The sequence below is a fragment of the Corynebacterium pseudodiphtheriticum genome (assembly GCF_023509295.1).
Classification (GTDB): domain Bacteria; phylum Actinomycetota; class Actinomycetes; order Mycobacteriales; family Mycobacteriaceae; genus Corynebacterium; species Corynebacterium pseudodiphtheriticum.
Window position 1 is genome coordinate 669,251 of sequence record NZ_CP091864.1, and the last position, 23,232, is coordinate 692,482.

Below are 23,232 nucleotides of genomic sequence, written 5' to 3' on the forward strand. Positions count from 1 at the left end.
AAGTTCTCAATTGCGCTAACTCACAGTTATAATTTAATGAGCGTTAACTCACAGAATATATTCTGTACAGTTTGCTTCACTAGTAGAGGGAGTCTCCATGAATAGCATGTCTGGTTTTGTGGTTAAAAAGGCTGACGGTAAGAACGCTGGCAGGATGAAAAAGGTCGGTATTGGCGCCATGTCGGTGCTCGCACTGACTTTGGTGTCGTGCAGCTCAGATGGTGGGTCGAATGCCTCCGGGGGCGGCAACGGCGATGGCGCCAGCGTGGAGGTGCACCCAGAGGGTGATTACAACCCGGTTGACCGCGACCAGCTGCAAGATGGCGGCGAATTGCGTCTGCCACTGGGGGAACTTTCGGAACAACAAAATACGCTGCACGCCAACATGGTCTCTGATACTTCGACGGTGTGGGATTGGTATAACCCGCAGCTGACGATCATGGACGACAAGGGCGAGGTGGAGTTCAACCCGAATTACTTTGATTCTGTCAGCAGTGAAGAGGTTGATGGCAAAACGGTGGTGACCTATAACTTCACTGATGAAGCAACGTTCAACGACGGTACCCCGATCGACTGGCGTGCCTTTGAAGCGATCTGGAAGGCAATGAGCGGGGAAAACCCGGAGTTCCAGCCTGCAGCAACCGATGGCTATAACCTTGTCGAGTCTGTGAAAGAAGGCGACTCCCCGAAGCAAGCTGTGGTTACCTACAAGCAGATTTATCCGTGGTGGGAAGAACCATTCACGCAGCTGCTGCACCCCGATGTCGATACCCCAGAAGAATTCAACGAGGCATATCTCAATCAGTTGCATCCAGAATGGGGTGCAGGACCGTACACCGTGGCCTCAGTAGACTTCCAGTCGGGCAACGTTGTTTTCGAACCGAACGATAAATGGTGGGGCCCGGAGCCGAAGCTGGATCGTGTAACCTACCGGCAGCTGGAATCGCAGGCCACTATTAACGCCTTCCGCTCTGGCGAGATCGATGCAGCGGGTGTGGGAAACAAGAACAATATGTCCATCGCACAGCAGATGGGCGATAGCATCGACATCCGTGCAGCTCTGCGTCCGTCGTATATTTTGTTCTCGTTGAACTCAGAAAGCCCGCTGTTAGCTGATCCTGAGGTGCGCCATGGCATTTTTGCCGGTATCAACCGCGAACAGTTAGCCGAAATTCGGTACAACGGCTTGGACTATGAAGAAGAGATGCCGGGATCGTTGGCTGCGCTGACCTTCCAAGATCACTACCAAGACAACCTGTCAGACGTTCTCGAATATGACCCAGAAAACGCGAAGAAACTGCTGGAAGATGCAGGATATTCCGAGGGTAGCGACGGCATCTACGAAAAAGATGGCGAGAAACTCTCCCTGCGCTACGTTTTGGTCGGTGACGATGAAGTCTCGAAGTCCACAGCTTCTGCGGTGCAATCGATGCTGCGCGCAATCGGTGTGGATCTGCGTATTGAAGAACGCCCAGCCAGCGAATTTGCGAATATCCTGGAAGAACGCGATTTCGATCTCTTCCTGAGTGCCGTGGGAGTTACCAGCCCGTACAGCGGCATCGTCTACTTCGAGCAATCCTTCGGCAGCGATTCCAACCTGGATCTGTCCAGCACGGGATCTGCAGAATTCGATGAGAAGATCAAAGAGATGCAGCAGTTGGACACCAAGGAAGCACAAATCGAGCGTGCCAACGAACTGGAAACAGAAGTTTTCGAGCGCTACGGCCACCTGCCATACGCGAATGGTCCACAGATGTCTGCGTACAAGAAGGGGCTAGCCAACTTCGGCCCGGCACCGTTTAAGACGATGCTGAAAGAAGACATCGGCTGGGAGAAATAAGCCGCCGAAGAACCATTCGCCAATGATGCCAGCCGGTCTCATGATGTGTATTCACACAAAGTTATGGGGCCGGTTGTGCATGTTTTCAGACAGAGACCTCAGAGGAAGAAGTTATGACTGAAGAAAAGCACACGTTGTCCAGGTCAGAAAAGCCTCAACAACCTATTTCACCGGGCGAGATCAACCCGGGTGCACGTAACGGCAGGACAATAGCTGCGCGGAAAGCGGGCGTGGGATTGTTGTCGATAGCCGCGCTAACCTTGGCCGCCTGCAGCAGCGGTGACAACGCTGATTCCGCCGACGGCCCTGGAATTGATGTACACCCGGAAGGCGACTATCACCCGGTGGACCGCGACCAGCTGCAAGACGGTGGTGAACTGCGGTTGCCTATCGGCGAAATCCCAGAGCAGCAAAATGCCCTGCATGCGAATTTCACCTCGGACACCGTTGCTTTGTGGGAATGGTACAACCCGCAACTTTATTTGCTGGATGATGGCGGCAACCTGGAATACAACCCGGATTATTTCACGGATGTCACGCACGAAGAGATCGACGGAAAAACCGTGGTGACTTACGAGTTAGTCGACGAAGCCACCTTTAACGATGGGACTCCCATCGATTGGCGTGCATTCGAAGCTACCTGGAAAGCACTCAACGGAGAGAATACTGAGTTCCAACCAGCTGCTACCGATGGATACGATTCAGTGGAGTCAGTCGTTGCCGGCGACAGCGAGAAACACGCAGTCGTGACCTATAAATCCATCTATCCCTGGTGGGAAGAACCATTCACCACTCTGCTGCACCCGGATATTGATACCCCGGAAGAATTCAACGAAGGTTATTTGAACCAGATGCGTCCGGAATGGGGCGCAGGACCATTTACCGTTGCCAGCACGGATTTCCAGGCCGGCAATGTGGTATTTGAAGCAAATGACAAGTGGTGGGGCGATGAACCGAAATTGGATCGGGTAACGCTGCGGCAGCTGGAGTCACAAGCCGTGGTCAATGCTTTCCGTTCTGGTGAAATTGATGCCGCGGATGTTTCAGATAAAAACAGCCTGGCCGTCGTTCAGCAGATGGGCAACGACGTTGATATTCGGGCCTCGCTTACCCCATACCAGCGCATGTTTTCGCTGAACTCGGAAAGCCCCCAGTTAGCTGATCTCGGCGTGCGCCACGGCATCCTTGCTGGTATTGACCGTGAGCAGCTAGCAGAGATTCGTTTTAACGGTCTGGGTTATGAAGAAGAAATGCCTGGCTCGATGGTGTTTATGACCATCCAGGACGAATACCAGGATAACGTCTCGGAGGTTGTGGAATATGACCCAGAAAATGCGAAACAGCTGCTGGAATCCGCTGGCTATGAGATGGACGGAGAATTTTACTCGAAAGATGGTGAGCGGCTCTCCCTGCGCTATGTCCTCATTGGAGATGACGACGTTTCCAAGGCAACTGCGCGCGCTTTGCAAGCAATGATGCGCGAGATCGGGGTTGAGCTGCGCATTGAAGAGCGCCCGAGCAGCGAATTCGCGAATGTCCTGGAAGAGCGAGACTTCGATGTGTTCCTCTCCGGGGTTGGCGTGACCGGGCCGGATAGTGGCGTGGTGTATTTCTCGTATTTCTTCTCGACGGATTCCAACTTGGACCTTTCCCGCACAGGCACCGAGGAGATGGATGCCAAGATTGAAGAAATGCGGCAACTCGACACCGCCGACGAACAGCGCATGCGCGCCAACGAACTCGAAAAGGAGGCCTTCGCGCAGTACGGCCGCCTGCCGTATGCCAACGGACCACAGATGACTGCGGTGAAATCCGGCTTGGCTAACTACGGGCCACGGGTATTCACGGTCCTGGAAAAGCAAAATATCGGCTGGGAGAAATAAGCTTGATCCCGTTTAACTAGGATCCGTCCTCGATAGCATCGACCAACCATTGCGCCAGAACACGAGCATGGGTGTGCTCGGTGTCCTTGCCGGCGAACAGTAGCGCGATATTTCCTTGCCCCGCTGCTTTAGACAAGGTCGTCATGGCGTCGGCAAGCTTGCCATTGGCAGCTCGCTGGTCTAGCTCGGACGTGTAGCGCTGGCTGAATTCGTCGAAAGACAGCCCGTCGTGGAATTCTTTGCGGAGTTCTTGCGACGGGCACAGCTGTTTATCCCACAGGTCCGGCTGCAGATCTTCCTTCCTGATTCCGCGTGGCCACAGCCGGTCGGCCAGCACCGAAAACGCTGCCGGGCGTTCCGTACCCTCACCGCCTTGTTCACCGCGCACGTCGAAGACGCGGAATAAGAGGATCTCATGCCCACGCACGGGGTAGCTGGCAACGGGAACCGCCGTGATGGATCCATCGGGATTAGTTACTCGATTTTGGGAAGTCATGGCCCCTAAGATAGTGAAGTGTGAATGGACTCGGCGTGAATGCACCTGGAGAAGAACTCATCCGCACTATTACCTGGGATGGCGTGTTCCGGGGGCTGATCACCCTGCTGATTGGACTCACCATAGCGGCCGTCGCCACTGCGATCACGCGTTTGTATCTGCGAGCACGCGGTAGAGTACACAGTTCACGCAGGGTGTTCGGCCGTTTGGTGTTCTGGATCATCGCCGTGCTGGCCTTTTCTGCCGCCATGACGGTGGTTTTTCCCTCGATTAACCCGGTTGATATTCTCGGCGGCATTGGTGTCGTTTCCATCGCTGCCGGTATTGCCTTTCAGACGGTGCTGGGCAACATGTTTGCTGGCATCATGATCCTCGCGCGTGATCAATTCCGCGTCGGTGATCAGGTGCAGGTGGGCGATAACGCCGGCACCATTACTTATATTTACCTCAGTTCCACAAGCATTAGACGTTTCGACGGCCAGCTCGTTGTTATCCCGAATACGCTCATGCATTCGGGGGAAGTCATCGTGCAGACCGGATTTGAAACCATCCGCGCCCGGGTGGTGATTGATATAGCTACCAATGCTGATCTCGCCAAAGCCAAAAACACCGCGATTGCAGCGATGGATTCGGTGGAATGTGTGTTGCACGATCCTGCACCAACTGCGTATTACCTCGAAGTCGGCACCGAAACCGTCAGCCTCGAATTATTATTCTGGTCTGGGTCCACGCGGCTAGAATCCCGCGAGGCCACCGATGCAGTGATCTTCGCGGTGCTCGAAGCAATGCGTCGGGAAGAAATTCCCTTGGCGACGACAGGGCTGGAAGCTTTGCGCGGGCACTCAGCACAGCAGCAACAATCGCAGGTTTCCGCCCGCAGCCCAGAAAACGGCAATAACGACTAATGAAAAACCTTCACCGAATCGCATTTCTAGCTTGGCTGGTAGTTATCATTGCCTTAACTTTGCTGAAAAGCTTCTATCAGATCGGTTATCTCTGGGACCCAGACAACCAACGGGTGCGTGAAATCATTCTGGAACCACTCGATGTCTGGCGCTCGTCATCGAACTGGTTCCTCAGTGTGTTCGAATATGGCGGTAATACCGCTTTATTCATTCCCTTTGGTGCGTTGTTGTTTATCGTGCTTTCCATCGGAAGTTCGCGCCGGGGAAGCAACCGAGTGCGCGGTGGACCGCGGACTGGGTGGGCAAGCGTATGGAAAGTCGCCGTACTGGCTGCGCTGTGCAGTTTCAGTATCGAAATAGCACAATACGCATTTTCTATCGGACGAAGCTCTACTGATGATCTCCTCTTCAACACTCTGGGCGGATTTCTGGGCGCGTTGTTAGCGAAGGCAGCTGGGCCCAAGTTGTACCCGTTTTGGTCAGGCATTTCGCTGGCTTTGGCTGCGGTTTTTGCTGTGCTGGTGGGGCTTGGCGAGCGGCTCGGAGATCCGGAAAAGATCGTGGACTAACTGCACGTATGGGGGTGGTGCGTGCAGTGAACAAAAAGTGTTCTCCCAGCTCGCGCTCACAGGTAATAAACGTTTGGTAACTATCATCCAACGACCTGATTAATTCCCACCAGATTACTGGAACTCCATGCCACCATGAGCATGCCACCATGAGGCAGAAAAGAATTACCCTGAGCGAGCAGAATAGAGGATGATTCGTGCGAGGACGACCAGCGGCGCAGCGAGCAGCACAATACTGTGAAGCACAGCAGACAAGCACACAGTCGGTGAACACACGCGGTAGCAGGAAGCGGAAGTTCACCGCCATCATTGCGTCTGCGGCAACGTGTGTGACCGGCCTAGTAACAGGAGCTGCCACCACGCACGCCGAACCTTGGGATCAGCGTGCCGGGGCTTATCATGAGGTCCGCAAGACCATCGAAGAAGGTCCAATGGTTGATTCTGCCGGATTCGTCGATAACGCCCGTGGCCAGTTACAGCAGTGGGGGATTCAAACCCCGGAGCTAGACCGAGCGATCACCGATGCTATCGACCAGCAGATCGCCAGCGTGCTACCTCAGCACCGGAGCCCGCAGCGCCCGCAGGCGTCGGCAAACGAGTCAAAGTCCGTTGAACAGATTTCCACCCGCCAAACCTCTGCTAATGCGTACGCTGCCGACGAAACTCATGTCGATGAGTCCGCTATCGACGCAGACACAGGTGCAAGCGTCGGCACAGCTTCAGGCGCAGATTATGACGGCATCGGCGAGCGCCCGGCGATTATCGAAAACCCGGCAGTGGATCCTAATATGCGCTGGGTGAATGACCCGCTGTCGAAGATCCTGGCGGGCAAACCCACCGAGGATTTCATTTTGCACCGAGTTCCCGGATCTTGGTTTGATGCGCCCCGCATTCCGGAAGAATCAAATGAATACCTCGCACAGGGAAAATCGTTGTATGGCCCAGGTACGCCGCTATTTGTCGGTGACTCGGGAGTCTGCACGCTCGCGGTTGCCGGCACCGATGCGCAAGGTCGCAAGGTAGGTATCACTGCCGGACACTGTGGTGCAGAAGGCGAATATGTTGCCTCGGGTGACTCCTGGCAAGTGGGTAATTCCGGTACCATCGTCGCCTCCAATGAGCGGCATGACTACTCTGTGATCGAATTTGGTTCCAATGCTGAGGTCACGCGCAGCTATAACAATGTCACCATCGACGAGATAGCAGATGGCCCACATTTCGGTGAACAAGTGTGCAAGAACGGCGTGGCCACTGGTTATACCTGCGGTATTCACTACGGTGCCACTCAGGGCATTCAGTTCAATCAGGTATGCGCGAGCCTGGGAGATTCCGGTGGGCCGCTTCTGACTGGCAACCGCTTGGTAGGAGTGATTTCTGGTGGTGCGAATCCGACCGGGCTGGATCTATCTTGCCGGAGCCCATTGCAAGGGTTTGCGCATGTACCAACCATGGCTACCGATGCCAACACCCTTTTTGCTGATCTCAATGCACGGGGTGGGGTAGGAGCCGGTTTCCAGCTGCCGGAAAACTAAAGGCGGTGCAATCTTAAGACTGCACCGCGCGGTAGCGTGGCAACACAAGATCTTGCTTGGCTCAACCCAGTCTGTATTAACCCAGAAGGCCCAACACGGATTCGTGCAGGTGACCATTCGTGGCCACCGCCGAGCCACCGTGTGGGCCTCGCTTGCCATCAAGGCTGGTGAAAATCCCACCGGCTTCACGCACGATGATGTCCAGCGCTGCTAAATCCCACAGCGATACTTCTGGTTCCGCAGCGGCATCGACTGCCCCCTCGGCTACTAGGCAGTAAGACCAGAAGTCACCAAATCCACGCAGCCGCCAGGTTTTGTCGCTCAATTCCACGAAGTCGTTGAGCTTGTCTCGTTCCTGCCAACCGGCCAGAGAAGAAAACGACATTGACGCGTCGCCTAAATCGTGCACCTCAGAAACCGATAACGGATCCGGTTCACCGGCAAATACGCGTCGGAAAGCACCGTGGTCTTTGGCCGCGTACCACCGTCGGCCTAGAGCTGGGGCAGAGACAACTCCGACGACAGGCTCGCCGTCGACAAGCAAAGCAATTAACGTCGCCCACACGGGGACGCCACGAACGTAGTTTTTGGTGCCATCGATGGGGTCGATGACCCACTGGCGTCCAGAAAAGATCGGGGTGCCGCCCATTTCCTCGCCAAGAATGGCATCTTTGTGGCGGGCGCCGCCCAATTGTTCGCGTAGCATCTCCTCGCAGGCAATATCGGCGTCGCTGACCGGCGTCATATCCGGCTTTGATTGCACGCGCAGGTCGGCGGAGTTAAAACGGTGCAGCGTGATGCCATCTGCGCGATCGGCGAGCTCAAGTGCGAGTGCGAGGTCTTCGGCGTAGGCGGAGCCGGTGCTGGTGTCCACACGGGATTCCGAGATGGGGTTAGTCATGGTCGGTGCCTTTCAGTATGTCCACGATTTCCGCGACGGTGCGTTGATTTCCTGCGATGTGCCAGCGAACCCCGCCTGCAAATTGGATCGCGGTGGCCCCGCCTGCGCCTTCTACCAGTGCTTTCCCTGGGAGCCAATCCCAAGCAGGAACCGAATGCTGCATCCAAGCGTGCAGAGTGCCATCAGCGACCGACGCCAGATCGACAGATCCTGCGCCAAGCATTCGTAGAGTGGCGACGTTGCTAAGCACAGAATGCCACGCTCGTTGGGTAGGTTCCTTGTCCATGCAGGTCGGGTGTAGATAGGTGCCCACACAAGATTTGTCCAGAGTACGATCGTCGATCGTCGCTAGTTCTTTGCCATCGCGAGTCGTGCGTAGCCCGGATCCGGAAAACCAGGTATATCCCATTGCTGGGCGGTGCACGGCAGCAGCAATAACCTCGTCTGGGTCATCCACGGCTCCGCGTACTAAAGCCAGCGCGGAGCACCAGTAGTCTGAACCTGAAGCGAAGTTGTAGGTCCCGTCGACTGGGTCAATGACCCAATTACGCCCGGAGCGGCTGCGGGTTCGGGCGCCTTCCTCGCCGACGATGCCGTCTTCTGCCCGGATTCCCTCTAATACCGCGGCGATAAAACGCTCGGCTGCACGATCTGCATTGGTCACTACATCCGAGATTGAGGTTTTGGTGTCTTGTTCCAAGCCCTTTTCCCGCAAGCGCCAGGCAATGCGCCCGGCGTTGAGAACTAGCGCCTGGGCCAGCTGTCCGTCATCATCGCTGATGTGGGCAACCATGAAAGCTTTGGCGGTGGCGTCGATGGCTTTATCGAGCTCCACTTGTGGATCGTGAGCGGAGTGCTCGTCGGAAGTGGATTCGGACGTAGAATCAGCAGGCGAATTCATATCATCTATTTTGCCTGAAAAGCGTGCCACGGAAAATTTCGGTTTCCAACGTTGCTGATCTGCGCTGTTTTTTGGTTATTGCTAGTTTTTCTGTTGTTTATTGCAGCGTGTTGGGGTGAGCAGTTGAGCAACCAGCATGAGTGAGTAGCCAGCATGATTGAGCAACCAGAATCATTGAGTAGGCTGGAAAGTTATGCGATCGGATAAAGCAGCTGTAGTCAAAGAGCTCACCACCACGCTGGCCTCAATCGAGCAGGTGGTGGACCCGGAGCACCTCAAAGAACGGGTGCGTGAGCTAGAGGATAAAGCTGCTGATCCGAGTCTTTGGGACGATCCTGCGCATGCACAGCAGATCACCTCAGAATTGTCGGCTAATCAGGCGAAACTACGTAAGCTGTCCGACCTAAGCCAGCGTCTTGACGATATTCCGGTGTTGTACGAGCTTGCCGACGAAGAAGCCGCCGTAGGTGGAGACGAAGCAGCCATGCTCGCTGCCGATGAAGAATTAGCGGGGTTGCAAGAAGATATCCACGCGATGGAGATCACCACGCTGCTGGGGGGAGAATACGACGAGCGGGAAGCCGTGATCAGTATCCGTTCTGGTGCTGGCGGCGTGGACGCTGCGGATTGGGCCGAAATGTTGATGCGCATGTATATCCGCTGGGCGGAGCGGAAGGGCCATAAAGTCGAAATTTATGATGTCTCCTACGCTGAAGAAGCCGGTATTAAGTCTGCGACTTTCGTTGTACACGGCCAGTACATGTATGGAACCCTGTCGGTAGAACAAGGCGCACACCGTTTGGTGCGAATCTCGCCGTTCGATAACCAGGCACGACGGCAAACCTCTTTCGCCGAAGTCGAAGTGCTGCCGGTTGTAGAACAAACAGATTCCATCGAGGTTCCGGATTCTGAGATCCGCACTGATGTCTATCGTTCCTCGGGGCCGGGAGGCCAGTCGGTGAATACTACGGACTCGGCAGTTCGTCTGACGCACTTACCTACTGGAATCGTCGTGACCTGCCAGAACGAGAAATCTCAGATTCAAAACAAAGCCTCAGCCATGCGTGTGTTGCAGGCGAAATTGTTGGAGCGCAAGCGGCAAGAAGAACGCGCCGAGCTGGATGCGCTCGGCGCGGGAGGAAATGCTTCGTGGGGTAACCAGATGCGTTCTTATGTCCTGCACCCATACCAGATGGTGAAAGATTTACGGACCAACCATGAAGTTGGGGACCCGGGCAAGGTGCTTGATGGTGATTTGGATGGCTTCTTAGAAGCTGCCATCCGTTGGCGTATGTCGGATGCAGGAGAGACAAGCAGCGATGACGCTGCTGCTGACTAGTTGGCAGGATATTCCATTGGTGATCCTGGCCCCAGCGGGATGCCCAGGAAATACCAGATCATAAAGAAGATAAACCAGCCAATGATCATTGCGATTGAGTAGGGGAGCGCCAGCGACATCAGCGTACCTACCCCGGAACGCTTGTAGTAGCGCTGCAAGAAGGTAAGTGCCAGCGCAAAGTACGGCGACATCGGCGTGATGATATTTGTCGGGCTGTCCCCGATGCGGAACAGCATCTGGGTGACTTCTGGTGCAGTACCGACGTACATCAGCATGGGGACGAGGACTGGTGCCATCAGCGCCCATTGCGCTGAGCCTGAAGTGATGAATAGGTTCAGCAGCGCTACTAATGCAACAACGCCGGCAAAAAGCAGAATTGGTGGTAGATCTGCGCGTTCGAGTAATTCAGAACCGGTAATCGCGGTCCAGACGCCGAGGTTAGACCATTCGAACCAAGCTAAAAACTGTGCTACCGCAAAAAACAGCACGATCATAGGCAGCATGGTTTTTAAACCGGCGGCCATGAAATCTGGGATATCAGCAGAGCTGGTGATGGATTTGGCTACCAGGCCGTAAACAATGCCGCACAGGAAGAACATGCCGGCGATTGGAACTGCGATAGCGCGGATCAGGGGTGAATCCATGATTTCCCCGTCAGGTCCAGTCAGAGGCGAGCCGGGGATAAACAGCAACGCAAAATATGCCAGGAGCATCAGCAATAAAGCGATGCCGGTGGCGCGCAATCCAGATTTCTCATGGGCAGCGAGCTTGAGCTGGTCACTGATGTCTTCGGTGTTGTTTTCGTTGTTGTTGTTGTTGTCGTTGTTTTCGTTGTTGCCAGCAGAGTCAGCAGAGCCGGTAGGCTCGTCCGCCCCAGATGTAGTGCTAGCTCCGGCGGCATTGTCGAAGGAGACTTCGGAGTAGTCAATTTTGTCGTGATCCACCAGATCGTGTGCACGTTTATTCACGAACAGCTCAGTGACAGCCGTGATGATCAAAGCGAGCACGATTGCGGAGGGGATGACGAAGAAGATATTTGCCAGAGGCGATACGTCGTAGTTTTCGTCGACAAGCTGTGCTGCTGGGGTGGAAATGCTTGCCAGTAGCAAGTCAGTGATGTTGAGGATGAGCGAGGAGTTGAAACCCGCCGAGGATGCTGCGAATGCCACCATCGCGCCCACAATGGGAGAGCGTCCTAGGGCATGGAAAGACATTGCGCCTAGCGGAATCAAAATGACATAAACTGCGTCGGACGCTACGGAACCGGTGACACCGGCCAAAGCTAGCGTAAAGGTCAAGACCTTTGGCCCGACTTTGGCGACCATGGACCGCACCAGGGCGCTGAGCAGTCCGGAATGTTCCGCAACAGCTACACCGAGCATCACTGTCAAGATCACGCCCAACGGTGGGAAGCTGGTGAAGTTATCGATAGCCTCGGTAACCATGCGTTGGATACCTTCGGTTGTCAGCAGATTTTCAACTGCAACGATCTCCCCGGAATCAGGTTGGGTTGCTTTCATTCCCAGTGCGGATCCAAGCCAGCTGGACAATGCGACGATGCCGGCAAGAATGACGAAGAGCCAGAATGGGTTTGGTAGTTTGTTGCCGATCTTTTCGATCAGCCCGAGGAACCCTCCCGCGGATCCAGTTGTCTTGTCGCCGCTATCGGCGTCAGTCTGATTTTCTTTTTTCTTTGGGGCGCTTTTATGAGGAGCAGTAGTGTTCATTGCGTGGCCAATCTGTGGTTGGTCTGACTGCCGGTTTTCTGAGATTATTCTGAAATCACCTGCTTGGTGATCCGTCTCACGATATCTGGACTGAGGGAAACTTGTCCAGGGGCTGCGACATTAGCACCCGCGGTACACGGTTGGGGCTAGAGTGTTACGTGTGATCACTTTCGACAAAGTCTCCAAAGAATACGCGACGTCAACACGTCCCGCGCTGGATGAAATTGATTTGCAGATCGAGAAAGGTGAATTCGTGTTCCTGATTGGTCCGTCCGGATCAGGAAAATCAACGTTTTTGCAGCTCCTTATTCGGGACACCAACGTGACCAAAGGTGATATCCATTTCGCAGACTTTCACGTCAACAAGCTGAAAGGCAGCGAAATTAATAAACTGCGGCAGCGCATCGGCTACGTTTTTCAGGATTTCCGTCTGCTCAGCAAACTAAACGTGTACGACAATGTGGCTTTTGCATTGGAGGTCATTGGCGAACGGCCACAGCGCATTAAAAAGCGCACCATGGAAGCATTGGAAATGGTTGGGCTGGATGCCAAAGCCAACCGGATGCCGAATGAGCTTTCAGGTGGTGAACAGCAGCGTGTCGCCATTGCCCGCGCGTTTGTAAACCGGCCACTGTTGTTGCTTGCCGACGAGCCGACGGGCAACTTGGACCCGCACACCGCAGACGAGATCATGACGCTGTTACGGCAGATTAACGCCAAGGGTACTACCGTCGTTATGTCTACGCACAACGCACGCACGGTTAACGACATGCGTCAACGCGTGATCGAAATGAGCCTAGGCAAGATCGTGCGCGATGAAGCTCACGGTGTATATGGCGAATCGCGGTAGGCAAGCGCGCTAAGAACGAGAGCCCGCAGGGGCAGGAGAAATATATGAAACTGAGTTTTGTGCTCAAAGAATCATTCAAGGGCTTGGGCCGCAACTTCACCATGGCTTTTGCGCTGATTGTAACGACCGCGATTTCGCTCAGCCTGGTCACCGCTGGGGTGCTGGTTTCGATGATGGCTTCGGATACCAAGGGCATCTATCTCGAGCGTGTAGAGGTAATGGTCCAGTTGAATGAAGAAGTTTCGGCGAATGATGAAGACTGCACCTCGGAACAATGTAACGAGGTTAAACAAGCTTTGGAATCGGAAGATGGCGTGGAATCGGTGATTTTCCGCTCGCAAGCGCAGTCCTATGAACGGTTTGTGGAAGTTTTCGGTGAAACCGACCCAGTGTTGGTGGAAGAGACTTCGCCGAACGCGCTGCCCGCTGCACTGCATGTCCGTTTGGCCGACCCGACCGATACCAGCCCGCTGGATCCAATTCGCGATCTTCCGCAGGTGGATGGCGTCATTGATCAGGTAGAAGACGTCCGCGGGGCCACGGATAATTTGGACACCATTCGGAATGCGACGTTTATTTTGGCTATTGTGCAAGCGGTAGCTGCGATTTTCTTGATCGCCAACATGGTGCAAATTGCGGCTTTCAACCGTCGCGAAGAAATCGGAATTATGCGCATAGTGGGGGCTTCCCGCTGGTACACGCAGGCGCCGTTTGTTATTGAAGCGATGTTGGCTACCTTGCTCGGTGCTGTTGTTGCCGGGGCTGGTTTGTTTGCAGCGAAATTCATGATTGTGGATCCCTCATTGGCGGGGCTTTATGAGGCGCAGTTGATTGCTCCGATCCGTACGCGCGATATCTGGGCTAGTTTCCCGACTGTGGCAGTTGTAGGCATGGCTTTTTCTGGGGTTACCGCGTATATCGCGTTGCGCTCTTACGTGCGGAAGTAAAGCTAGTAGGATTGCATTTATTATGGCGAAAAAGGGAAATAAGGCGAAAAAGAACGCGGTGGCGGCCAACTCGGCGGTCTTGGCAACCAACCGCAAGGCACGCCACGATTTCAAGATTCTCGATACCTACGAGGCCGGAATGGTGCTGGTAGGTACCGAGATTAAAGCCATGCGCGAAGGAAAGATTTCTCTTGTCGACGCGTTTGCCACCTTGGACAAAAACGAGATTTGGTTGCGCAACCTGCACATCCCGGAATACTCCATGGGGCATTGGACGAATCATTCGCCGAAGCGTACCCGCAAGCTGTTGCTGCACCGGCGGGAGATCGACAAGTTGATGGGGCAAGTCCGTGAGGGCTCCCGCACATTAATCCCGCTGAAGGTATACCTCAAAGATGGAAGAGCGAAGTGTGAAATCGCGCTCGCGGAAGGTAAATTGAACCGCGATAAGCGTGAGGACATTAAACGCCGCGACATCAACCGAGAAGTCTCTCGAGAGCTGGGACGTCGTGTGAAGGGCATCAACGTTTAGTAATTTTCCTTGGGAGTGAGGTTGTTCCGGTGAATTACGTTTTCTTAACGACGTGCATGGCGCAAAAGGCTGGAGCTCATGTCTAAAACTCGTGCCCGATTACGGCAAGTCGCTGGCCTTGATGGCCTGCGTGGTTTGGCCGTGGCAGCGGTTGTGGTTTATCACTTTTTTGGCGACGTGTTACCGGGCGGTTATCTGGGCGTCGACATGTTTTTTGTGCTTTCGGGGTTTTTAATCACTTCGTTGCTGTTGCGGGAATATGACACGACCGGAACCGTAAATCTGAAGGACTTTTGGATACGTCGCCTGCGCCGGATCATGCCAACGGCGGTCGTTGTGCTTGTGGTCTGCACCGCGATCGTCGGTGTTATTGGGGGCGATTTTGCAGTCAATATCCGGACGCAGTTTTTGGGTTCACTGTTCTTCGTCAGCAACTGGACTCAGATCGCTACGTCGGCCTCGTATTTCGCTGATAACGAGGTCGAAGTCTTTGCGCACTATTGGTCACTGGCAGTAGAAGAGCAGTTCTACGTGCTGTGGCCTTTAGCATTGTTCGCGTTGCTGGCCGTATGGGGTGCGCGCAAGCGATTGCATATTGCGCTGGCATCGCTGCTGGCGGCGGTAGCTTCGGCGATTGCCATGGCGGTGGTCTATTCCCCGGACACTGATCCCACGCGTGTGTATTACGGCACCGATACTCATGCGTTTGGCTTGCTGATCGGAGCCGTATTGGCGATGTTGCTGACCACCAGCAAAGCTGATCCGACACGTGATTCCTGGCCTGTACTAGAGCTTGCGCGAGCGCGGTTCTTGGCCGCACTGATCGGGGTAAGTGCTACTGCGATCTATGTAGTCCAGTTATTTTTCATGGCCGATGATGGCAATTTCCCGTATTGGGGAGGCCTGTTCATTACTAGCTTGGCAGGCGCCGGAATGATCTACGCAGTGGTCTATGAAGTCGCTCCGCTGCGGTGGATCTTCGAATTCCCGCTGATGCGTTATCTGGGGCAGCGGTCGTTTTCCATTTACTTGTGGCACTGGCCGGTCATAATGATTATCCGCGAGCTGGCTCCAGAGGAGACACTGGACGGCCATGCTGTATGGTGGGGCCTTTTAGCTGTGGCAGTGTCGCTAGGGCTATCGGAATTGAGCTACCGCTGGATAGAAAACCCTTTCCGGCGCAAGGGCTATGGCACAGTCTTCGCAGTTATCTGGGAGCACCGTCCGCGCAAGGCTTCGGCGTCCACTACGACGTCGCCCAAAGCGCCTGTTGCTTGGATAGCCGGACTCGTGCTTACCGTTGGATCGGTGAGCGGAACTGCCTACGCGGTGGTGAATTCATCAGATAAAACGCAGCTGGAGCAAGATTTGGATGCGCTTGCTGAGCACAACCGGCAGCAACGCCAAGAGATGCAGAAGCAAGCTGACGATGCTGAAACCGGCGATGCCAAAAAGACAGATACTGAGAAGAGCGACGGCGAGAAAAGGAGCAACGACAGCAGCTCCACGGGCAGTTCTAGCGATCGTGAGAAATCGAAGGACAAGCCAAATAAGGAAGACGTTTCCGATCGCAGCATGCCCGCCGGTGACGAAATTACCGCCATCGGTGATTCGGTGATGCTGGCGTCGTTGATGGCGTTGAACGAAGAATACCCAGGCATTTATGTTGATGCGGATGTCTCCCGTGCATGGGGAGTGGGTGTGCAAGTTGCATCATCTCTGGCCTCACAAGGACTGCTGCGCGACACGGTAGTCCTCGGATTCGGGACCAATAGTGAGGCCCATCCGGGCGAGATTGCTTCGATGATGGAGATTCTGGGTGACGACCGCACCGTCGTTATGGTTCTGCCATATGGTGATCGATCCTGGATGCCGCGAGCCCGCGAGCAAATCATTGAGGCAGCTAAGACCTATGACAATGTGTATATTGCGGACTGGTGCACCCACGCGATGCACACCCCAGGGGCGTTGCGCGAGGACGGTATCCACCCAGATCCGATTGGTGCTACCGAATACGTCACCGCTATCACATATGCGCTGCAGCAATACGTCAACGGGGATAAAAACACCGATACTCTCTGCTAACCGGGCCATTCCGGAAGGTGTTGAGAGGCTGGCCGATGCTGTTGACTGATTCGGCTTGTGCCTAGCTAGGCTAGCTAACCTGGGTACTAGCGTTTGGCAAAGCGCATACCGTCGATGACTTCGTCGTTATCGAAGATGATGGGTCGGCCATATTCTAGGTCCGGTCCATCGTCGTATTTGTGCATTAGATAGTCGTTGAGCTGCTGCATATCCCGCACGGTGATGGCTTGGTACGGCATATCGAAGGCGATTTTTTCTAGAAACAGGTAGCCGTCGTCCAGCGGTACTGCGACGCCGGTGTGCCCAATGAACAGCGTCGCCGGGTCGGTGAGTGTGTCGTGCGAAAACATTGAGATCACACGCGCATCGGTGTCGGCGAATTCGATGCCGCGCTCGTCGAAATGTGCCCGAATACCGGCGATATGCTGGGCCGGGTCTTGATCTGTCGTCGTCGGGATATTGCTATAGAACGCAGCAAATTTGCGGCGCTCTTGCTCGTCGAAAATTTTGCCCGGGGCGTTGTTTAGCGACTCCTGGTCGATAAACAGCAAAGATTCGTTCGGGTTGTCCTGGTTTTTGACGGTGAATAGGGAATCCGCCAGCGTAAAGGTGTTGATCCGACAGTTGGTGCCAGCATAATTGGCGTGATGCTGCTGCCAGGCCCTGGTGATTGCCTCGACGTCATAGTCTGGATCTTGCGTTCCGTAGTCGGTGAACCCGTCGTTGATGAGGCTGCCGGTCGGAACGGCGTGATTGTATTCGTCGACAAGCCGAAAGAAACCGTCGATACTTTCCTGTGGCACACCTGCATTGGCTAGCGCATTGCGTGCTGTGTCTTGCGATTTCTTGTCGACGAGATTGCTGACCGTCATGCCTTCCAACAGCTCTGCCGCGTCATTTTCTGCGGTGGGGAACTGGCTTCGTTGTGCGTCAGATGAGGAACCTGCAGGCGCAGTTTCTGCAGAGCCTGCCCCGGTTGCCTCGGCTGTTCCAGTTGACTCTGTTGTTGCCGGGCGTTCACTGGAACTGTCTGGTTCAGCACATGCTGCTAGCAATAGGGTGGTGGTTAGCGAAGAAGCGAGGAAAAGTTTCGTGCGCATTGGTTCATACTAACGAATTGACGAATCTGCATGTGGTCGCAGACAACAGCGAGTATGCTCTGCGAGTTGTATAGTCCCAAGCTTGCACATAGCCAACAAGCGGGTGTAGTCTGATCGCTTACAAGGGTTTCCCTGACAACGGGGTTGATTTGGTTTCGACTTCGTCTGTTGAGCCAGGGGAAGCGTGCCGGTGTAAGGTAACGGCCACCGTAAGCGGCGTTACAACTACAATAAACGCAGAGAAGACCTCTCAGCGTGACTACGCCCTCGCTGCCTAATTAAGCTGCAGCGACCGCGTGTCTGTCAGCCCAAGTTATGCTCTTGGCTTGGAATCTGGCATCGACTAAAGAGCTTGCCTTCTGGCTGAGTCATCAGGGCCAGTAGGGACTTTTTCTGATGGCTGGGCCCATCTTCCGAGACGTGTTCGTGCGAGTCGGAGGGCCGAGTAAGGATCATGCGCGAACTGCGCACGGAGAAGCCCTGGCGAAGCAACGAAGGACCCGGGTTCAAGTCCCGGCAGCTCCACTTTTTGCATTTCCCCTGGTCGTTAATGACCGGGGGTTTTGCTTTATCTGTGCAGGTAACCCGGGTTTCGGTATTGAGGATTTCAGACCGTAGGGGACTGATACCGACTCACATTGGACGCAATTTAGACACAATGGCGACAACTGTATCTGGTCGGGGTGTTGAGATGTTGTGCGTTTTTTGCAAATAGTGAACGAAAAAGGCAGCTTGCAGCGGGCCTATTTGCAAAAAACGCACAATAAACATGATTACCTGCGATGGGATGTTTTATTGGCGCTGTTACGGGGTGACTGCTGGCATCGATCAGTCAAATTATGGGATCTGCCGGATGCTTATCCGTATCGCCATCCAGGCAGATTCCGGATACATGCCTGGCGGATGTCTGAAAAATGTGGGCTGGCCACAATCAGGGCACAATTCGGGCACAGCAGCAAAACTTTCGGCATACTGTGAGCTATGACTGATTCGACTGCAGGACTTTTTGCCACAGGATCATTAGGGCAGTTTGCAGAAAAGTGGGCCCGCGGTATTGCGGATGTGCTGGAGCAGGAATTTCCTGCAGTCAATATGCACATTAGTACCTCCGCCGATGATTGCGATGTGCGGCCACGCACGCAGCACCCGAGTTTCTGGGGCTGTTTCGATTGGCACTCGAGCGTGCACATGCAATATTCGGCGGTGCGCTTGTTGTCAGAAGAAAAGCTATCGTCGGAAGCTAGTACGCGCCTGCATAACATCCTGGAACAGCGGTGGGGTAAGCAGTCCCTGCAGGCTGAATATGATTATCTGGTCAATGATCCCAGTTTTGAGCAGCCCTATGGCCGCGCCTGGTTGCTACAACTTGCGCGCCGTTCTGGGCGGGAAGAATTCCTTCCGTTAGTTGAGTTAACTGAGAAGCACATCATGAAGTGGGTTTCTGCGCTAAGCCATCCGATCCGGCACGGTATGCATTACAACACTGCTTTTAACCTTTTCCTCATGCTGGATGCCGCGCACGCGATGGGGCGAGGTCAACTTGCCGATGTGCTTGCCGACGCCGCCCGCAACCTGTTCTTAGGCGATCGCAATTACCCGGTGGAATGGGAGTTGTCGGGCAGTGATTTCTTGTCGAATGCGCTGTGTGAAATGCTGTTGCTTTCTCGCGTGCTGGATAAAGCCGAATTTAGTGCGTGGCTAGAAAAATTCTTGCCTAGCCAAGAAAAAGCGCTGGTTGTCTTGACCCAGACCCCGGAAGTTTTGGATCCGTCTGATGGTCAATTGACGCATTTATATGGCTTGACGCTATCGCGCGCGTGGATGTTGCGTGAGCTGGCACCACATTTGGGTCGAGAAGCTCAAGAGGCGATCGCGGACCGCACACCAGCAATGTTGGACAGCGTGGAAAAGCAGCTTGTCGACGGAGATTTTATGGCGACGCATTGGTTGATCACCTACGCTTTGTTGGCCATTCGCGCAGACGGGGCAGACGAGCCAGAGCTATAGCAGGCGGTGTATAAGAAAAGCTGGCCAGTCCGAGGGTGTCTCAGTCTGGCCAGCAAGGGTTGCAGATGATGGATGCACGTTGGGGAGTTAGCGTACTCCGCGCATCATTTTTAGGATCGGCTTGCGCGCGAAGAATACCGCGAAACCACCAATCAATGACGCGCTCGCCATGATCGAGAAGTAGACCGCCTCGTTTTCTTCGCTGTAGAACTGCGCCAACCATCCAGCGATGGCAGTACCCATACCCAATGAAGTCCAGAACAGCGCCATCATCTGGGATTTGTGGGCTTCTGGTGCCAGTTTCGTGGCCAGCGATGTGCCGGTTGGAGAGATGCATAGCTCGGCTAGCGTGATCACGAACAGAACACCCACTAACCATCCCACGTTGACGATTGCTTGTCCGCTAGGAAACAGGAAAATGGCAAAGGCGATACCTGCGCCCAGTAGACCGAGTGCAAATTTGGTGACAATAGTGGGCTGTTTTTCGCCCATTTTGGTCCACATGACGGAAAACAGTGTGCCGAACATGATGATGAACAGCGGTGCGATGGAGTTGAACAATCCGGGCTTGAGCTCCATCCCGAAGATATTCCAGTTCAAACGCGTATCGGAATAGACCGCCATAACGGTGAACTGTTGTTGGTAGAGCGACCAGAACAGCACGCTTCCGAACCACAGAGGAACGAAAGACTTGACACGGGAGTGCTCGGTGTCGTTGGTTTTGTCGCTGCGGAACAAAATTACGAACAACACGATGGCGCAGATCGCGATGAGCCCGATAACCCAGGTATCGATATTGCCTGGCGTGATGAGGCCGACCCAGACCATGACGACGACGAGAACGATAAACGCGATGGTTGCAGCGAGTGCTTTTTTCTTTTCCGCGGCCGACGCTGGGTTCGACACGTGGTGAGCACTGGCTGGCAAGTTTTTCCGGGTGAACCAATATTGGATGAGTCCTAGTGCCATACCGATGGCGGCGATGCCGAAGCCTAGGTGGAAACCGGATACATCCCAGGCGAAGTTCGTCGCCAAGGGGCCCAGCAGCGCACCGATGTTGATGCCCATGTAGAAGATGGTGAACCCGGCGTCTCGGCGAGTGTCTTTGAGGTCATAGAGTGAGCCGACCAGGACAGATGCGTTGGTTTTCAGGCCGCCGGAACCTACGGCGATGAGGATCAGGCCGACGACGACGCCGCTGACATCTGGGATTATGGACAGTGCGATGTGGCCCGCCATAATCGCGATAGCCGAATAGAACAGTGTGCGCTCGGCGCCCCAAACTTTATCGCCGAGATATCCGCCGACAATAGCCATCAGATAAACCATGCCACCGTACGCACCGATGACACCGGTAGCAGCGCCTTTATCGAGACCTAACCCGCCGTCGGCAACGGAATAGTAGAGGTAGTAGACCAAGATGATCTGCATTCCGTAGAAGGAGAATCGCTCCCACATTTCCACGAAAAACAGGTTGGCCAGCATGCGTGGGTGGCCAAAGAAGGTTGCGGAACCGGTATCTGGCCCGGTTTCGTCTGGTGCGGTGCCGGTGTTTGTCGCCGACTGAGATGTAGACATGAGAGAATCCTCGAACTTACTCACGAAAATGATTACGTTAACAGCCTAAAACTACACTTTTGTGCTGTGAACACAAGGGGGCGCAACGACGAATAGAAGCGTGGAAAATACGAATATGAATCTGGAATTTCTAAGAACTAATTTTGCTAAGTTGGGGAAATGAATGCGACGCGGGAAATCAATATGACACGGGATAAGAAAACCGACGTGCTGGGTGTTTCGACCAGCCGGGGTGGGCAGTTCCATCGGCTTAATGAGCGAATAACGCCAGGTGCTCGTGGGCTGAGCACAATTTTTGGGGTCGCGGGCGTTGTGCATTTTCTGCGCCCGGCGGTTTTTGATTCGATTGTTCCGGAGTGGGTCCCAGTCTCTGCGCGGAGTGCTACTTATGTCAGTGGCGCCGTGGAACTTGGTCTTGCCTGTGCGCTGCGTAAACCCCATACCCGCTCGATTGCCGGTTATGTCGCGGCGGCGTTTTTGGTTGCAGTGTTTCCCGCAAACGTGGAAATGATGAGGCAGTGGGTGCCGCAGTCACGGCGAAAAGCTGTGGTCAGCGTAATGCGACTACCTCTACAAATTCCTTTAGTCTACGGTGCATGGCGTGTCGGCAAGCACAACGTCGCTTAAATCACTAGCGGGGGGGTAGGGGGGGGGAAGATTGGAAAAGCATAGGAAAATGCTGGTTAAGTAACGATTTCCTAATGAATCATATCCATCTAAGGGTGTAATAGTCCAGCCAATCCTTGTTAAGTCAACCCGTGCTTAATAGGGTTAAGCTCTGGCTGTGTGTACAAGAGGTTTCACACAGAGAATTTCCAGTTTTGCGAACGAACATTACCCCCGAGGAGAAGTGAACGAAGATGGCTTCAATTAAGATCCGCAATACCGTAATCACTGGACTTGCTCTATCCAGCCTGGTTCTTACAGCTTGTTCCACCGATGACGCCGAAAGCACCAACGCAAATGCTACGACGTCGGCAGAATCAAGTGCCGCGGACTCTTCGTCGGATGCTGCCTCCGACGGTGACACCATCACCATTGAAGACAACCACGGCACTCAGGAAGTCCCGAAAAACGCCAAGGCTGTTGCTGCAACGGATAACCGCTCATTCGAGATCTTGGAAAAGTGGGGAGTAGACCTCGTTGCTGTTCCGAAGCAACTGGTTCCGCACACGGTTGATGCTTACCGCGAGGACGATTCGGTCGCCGATCTGGGTATGCACCGCGAACCGGACCTCGAGGCTTTGGTTGCTGCACAGCCGGATCTCATCATCAATGGGCAGCGTTTCCAGTCACACTACGACGACATTAAGCAGCTGAACCCAGATGCTGCGTTGGTAGAGTTTGAGCCTCGTGACGACGAAGACTTCGCGGAAGAGCTGCGTCGGCATGCATTGGCACTCGGGGAGGTGCTCGGGCATGAGGACGATGCCCAAGAGCTCGTCGATGAATTTGATGCTGCGATCGAACGCGCGAAGAAAGCCTATGATGGTGAATCCAGTGTGATGGCACTGAACGTCTCCGGTGGTGAGATTGGATATGTCGCTCCGTCCATTGGCCGTGTCTATGGACCGATCTTCGACATGCTGGATTTGAAACCTGCGCTCGAGGTTGATGATGCATCACAAAACCACAAGGGTGATGATATTTCCGTAGAAGCCATCGCAGACTCGAACCCAGCCTGGATGTTCGTGCTGGACCGCGACGCTGCAATTTCTGCACGGTTGGAACCTGGTTACCAGGCAGCGAAGGACGTTATTGAAGGCTCCGATGCTTTGCGTAACGTCGCTGCGGTCAAAGACGGACAGATTGTCTATGCACCAGAAGACACCTACACCAACGAATCCATCATTACCTACACTGAGATTTTGAACGATATCGCTGACGCGTTCGAAGCAGCGAAGAAGTAATTCTTCCGTTCTCGTTTGTAGGTGCGAGTGATCCCCCGCGAGTAGTCATTATTCGTCGAATGATGCACAAGTGAGGCCTACAATGCCAGCCGAGGCTACGAATTCGTAGCCTCGGCATTGCCATGAGCAT

General features: G+C 54.3%; 19 protein-coding genes and 1 other RNA gene. 14 read left to right on the plus strand and 6 right to left on the minus strand.

Annotated elements, in window-relative coordinates; translation table 11 throughout:
- Positions 1 to 106 precede the first annotated feature (106 nt).
- On the plus strand, positions 107 to 1,840 hold the full coding sequence (locus L9H78_RS02975; protein ID WP_249620723.1) for an ABC transporter family substrate-binding protein: 1,734 nt from the start codon (positions 107 to 109) through the stop codon (positions 1,838 to 1,840).
- A 113-nt stretch (positions 1,841 to 1,953) separates the two neighbouring features.
- Positions 1,954 to 3,723 (plus strand): ABC transporter family substrate-binding protein, encoded by a 1,770-nt coding sequence (locus tag L9H78_RS02980; protein WP_249620447.1) that lies wholly within the window; start codon positions 1,954 to 1,956, stop codon positions 3,721 to 3,723.
- Positions 3,724 to 3,739: 16 nt separating this feature from the next.
- Here the strand turns inward: L9H78_RS02980 and L9H78_RS02985 are convergent, their stop codons facing one another.
- Complete coding sequence (locus L9H78_RS02985; RefSeq protein ID WP_249620448.1) at positions 3,740 to 4,219, minus strand: DUF488 domain-containing protein; 480 nt, start codon at positions 4,217 to 4,219, stop codon at positions 3,740 to 3,742.
- Positions 4,220 to 4,254: 35 nt separating this feature from the next.
- On the opposite strand from L9H78_RS02985, the gene L9H78_RS02990 reads away from it, so the two are divergent.
- The 3 genes from L9H78_RS02990 to L9H78_RS03000 all read left to right on the plus strand — a co-directional run bounded on the left by L9H78_RS02990 (position 4,255) and on the right by L9H78_RS03000 (position 7,225).
- Positions 4,255 to 5,124: a mechanosensitive ion channel family protein gene (locus tag L9H78_RS02990; RefSeq protein ID WP_249618424.1), complete on the plus strand. Its 870-nt coding sequence runs from the start codon at positions 4,255 to 4,257 to the stop codon at positions 5,122 to 5,124.
- Positions 5,124 to 5,693: a VanZ family protein gene (locus tag L9H78_RS02995; RefSeq protein WP_249620449.1), complete on the plus strand. Its 570-nt coding sequence runs from the start codon at positions 5,124 to 5,126 to the stop codon at positions 5,691 to 5,693. The genes L9H78_RS02990 and L9H78_RS02995 overlap by 1 nt, the downstream gene beginning before the upstream one ends.
- Positions 5,694 to 5,890: 197 nt before the next feature.
- On the plus strand, positions 5,891 to 7,225 hold the full coding sequence (locus L9H78_RS03000; RefSeq protein ID WP_249620450.1) for a S1 family peptidase: 1,335 nt from the start codon (positions 5,891 to 5,893) through the stop codon (positions 7,223 to 7,225).
- A gap of 76 nt (positions 7,226 to 7,301) precedes the next feature.
- Here L9H78_RS03000 and hisN read toward each other — a convergent pair whose 3' ends face one another.
- Both hisN and L9H78_RS03010 read right to left on the minus strand, forming a co-directional pair.
- On the minus strand, positions 7,302 to 8,126 hold the full coding sequence (hisN, locus tag L9H78_RS03005) for a histidinol-phosphatase (RefSeq protein WP_249620451.1): 825 nt from the start codon (positions 8,124 to 8,126) through the stop codon (positions 7,302 to 7,304).
- On the minus strand, positions 8,119 to 9,027 hold the full coding sequence (locus L9H78_RS03010; protein WP_249620452.1) for an inositol monophosphatase family protein: 909 nt from the start codon (positions 9,025 to 9,027) through the stop codon (positions 8,119 to 8,121). The genes hisN and L9H78_RS03010 overlap by 8 nt, the downstream gene beginning before the upstream one ends.
- A 193-nt stretch (positions 9,028 to 9,220) precedes the next feature.
- Here L9H78_RS03010 and prfB point away from each other — a divergent pair, with 193 nt between their 5' ends.
- Positions 9,221 to 10,366 carry a peptide chain release factor 2 gene (gene prfB / locus L9H78_RS03015; RefSeq protein ID WP_249620453.1) on the plus strand — a complete coding sequence of 382 codons (1,146 nt, stop codon included), beginning with the start codon at positions 9,221 to 9,223 and terminating at the stop codon, positions 10,364 to 10,366.
- Here prfB and L9H78_RS03020 read toward each other — a convergent pair.
- Positions 10,363 to 12,093, minus strand: coding sequence for an AbgT family transporter (locus L9H78_RS03020; protein WP_249620454.1), 1,731 nt, complete (start codon positions 12,091 to 12,093; stop codon positions 10,363 to 10,365). The genes prfB and L9H78_RS03020 overlap by 4 nt on opposite strands.
- 160 nt (positions 12,094 to 12,253) lie before the next feature.
- Between L9H78_RS03020 and ftsE the strand changes: the two genes are divergently transcribed.
- From ftsE to L9H78_RS03040, 4 genes are all read left to right on the plus strand, one after another.
- Complete coding sequence (ftsE, locus tag L9H78_RS03025; RefSeq protein WP_023018224.1) at positions 12,254 to 12,943, plus strand: cell division ATP-binding protein FtsE; 690 nt, start codon at positions 12,254 to 12,256, stop codon at positions 12,941 to 12,943.
- 44 nt (positions 12,944 to 12,987) lie between these two features.
- Entirely contained in the window at positions 12,988 to 13,890 is a 903-nt protein-coding gene (gene ftsX / locus L9H78_RS03030) for a permease-like cell division protein FtsX (RefSeq protein ID WP_249620455.1), read from the plus strand.
- Positions 13,891 to 13,912: 22 nt separating this feature from the next.
- Positions 13,913 to 14,422: an SsrA-binding protein SmpB gene (gene smpB, locus L9H78_RS03035; RefSeq protein WP_249620456.1), complete on the plus strand. Its 510-nt coding sequence runs from the start codon at positions 13,913 to 13,915 to the stop codon at positions 14,420 to 14,422.
- A gap of 78 nt (positions 14,423 to 14,500) precedes the next feature.
- The gene (locus L9H78_RS03040) at positions 14,501 to 16,507 is read left to right on the plus strand and encodes an acyltransferase family protein (protein WP_249620457.1); all 2,007 of its coding nucleotides are present in this window, start codon (positions 14,501 to 14,503) and stop codon (positions 16,505 to 16,507) included.
- An 86-nt stretch (positions 16,508 to 16,593) separates the two neighbouring features.
- On the opposite strand, the gene L9H78_RS03045 is transcribed toward L9H78_RS03040, so the two are convergent.
- Positions 16,594 to 17,607 carry a DUF4300 family protein gene (locus L9H78_RS03045; RefSeq protein WP_249620458.1) on the minus strand — a complete coding sequence of 338 codons (1,014 nt, stop codon included), beginning with the start codon at positions 17,605 to 17,607 and terminating at the stop codon, positions 16,594 to 16,596.
- A 140-nt stretch (positions 17,608 to 17,747) separates the two neighbouring features.
- On the opposite strand from L9H78_RS03045, the gene ssrA reads away from it, so the two are divergent.
- Positions 17,748 to 18,135, plus strand: a transfer-messenger RNA (tmRNA) gene (gene ssrA, locus L9H78_RS03050).
- Positions 18,136 to 18,588: 453 nt separating this feature from the next.
- Positions 18,589 to 19,614, plus strand: coding sequence for a DUF2891 family protein (locus L9H78_RS03055; RefSeq protein ID WP_249620459.1), 1,026 nt, complete (start codon positions 18,589 to 18,591; stop codon positions 19,612 to 19,614).
- An 87-nt stretch (positions 19,615 to 19,701) separates the two neighbouring features.
- On the opposite strand, the gene L9H78_RS03060 is transcribed toward L9H78_RS03055, so the two are convergent.
- Positions 19,702 to 21,192 (minus strand): peptide MFS transporter, encoded by a 1,491-nt coding sequence (locus L9H78_RS03060; RefSeq protein ID WP_249618436.1) that lies wholly within the window; start codon positions 21,190 to 21,192, stop codon positions 19,702 to 19,704.
- Positions 21,193 to 21,351: 159 nt separating this feature from the next.
- Here L9H78_RS03060 and L9H78_RS03065 point away from each other — a divergent pair, with 159 nt between their 5' ends.
- Positions 21,352 to 21,819: a DoxX family protein gene (locus L9H78_RS03065; protein ID WP_249620460.1), complete on the plus strand. Its 468-nt coding sequence runs from the start codon at positions 21,352 to 21,354 to the stop codon at positions 21,817 to 21,819.
- Positions 21,820 to 22,052: 233 nt separating this feature from the next.
- A complete protein-coding gene (locus L9H78_RS03070) occupies positions 22,053 to 23,102 on the plus strand; it encodes a siderophore ABC transporter substrate-binding protein (protein ID WP_249620461.1) in 1,050 nt (349 codons plus the stop codon).
- The last annotated feature ends 130 nt before the right edge of the window (positions 23,103 to 23,232 follow it).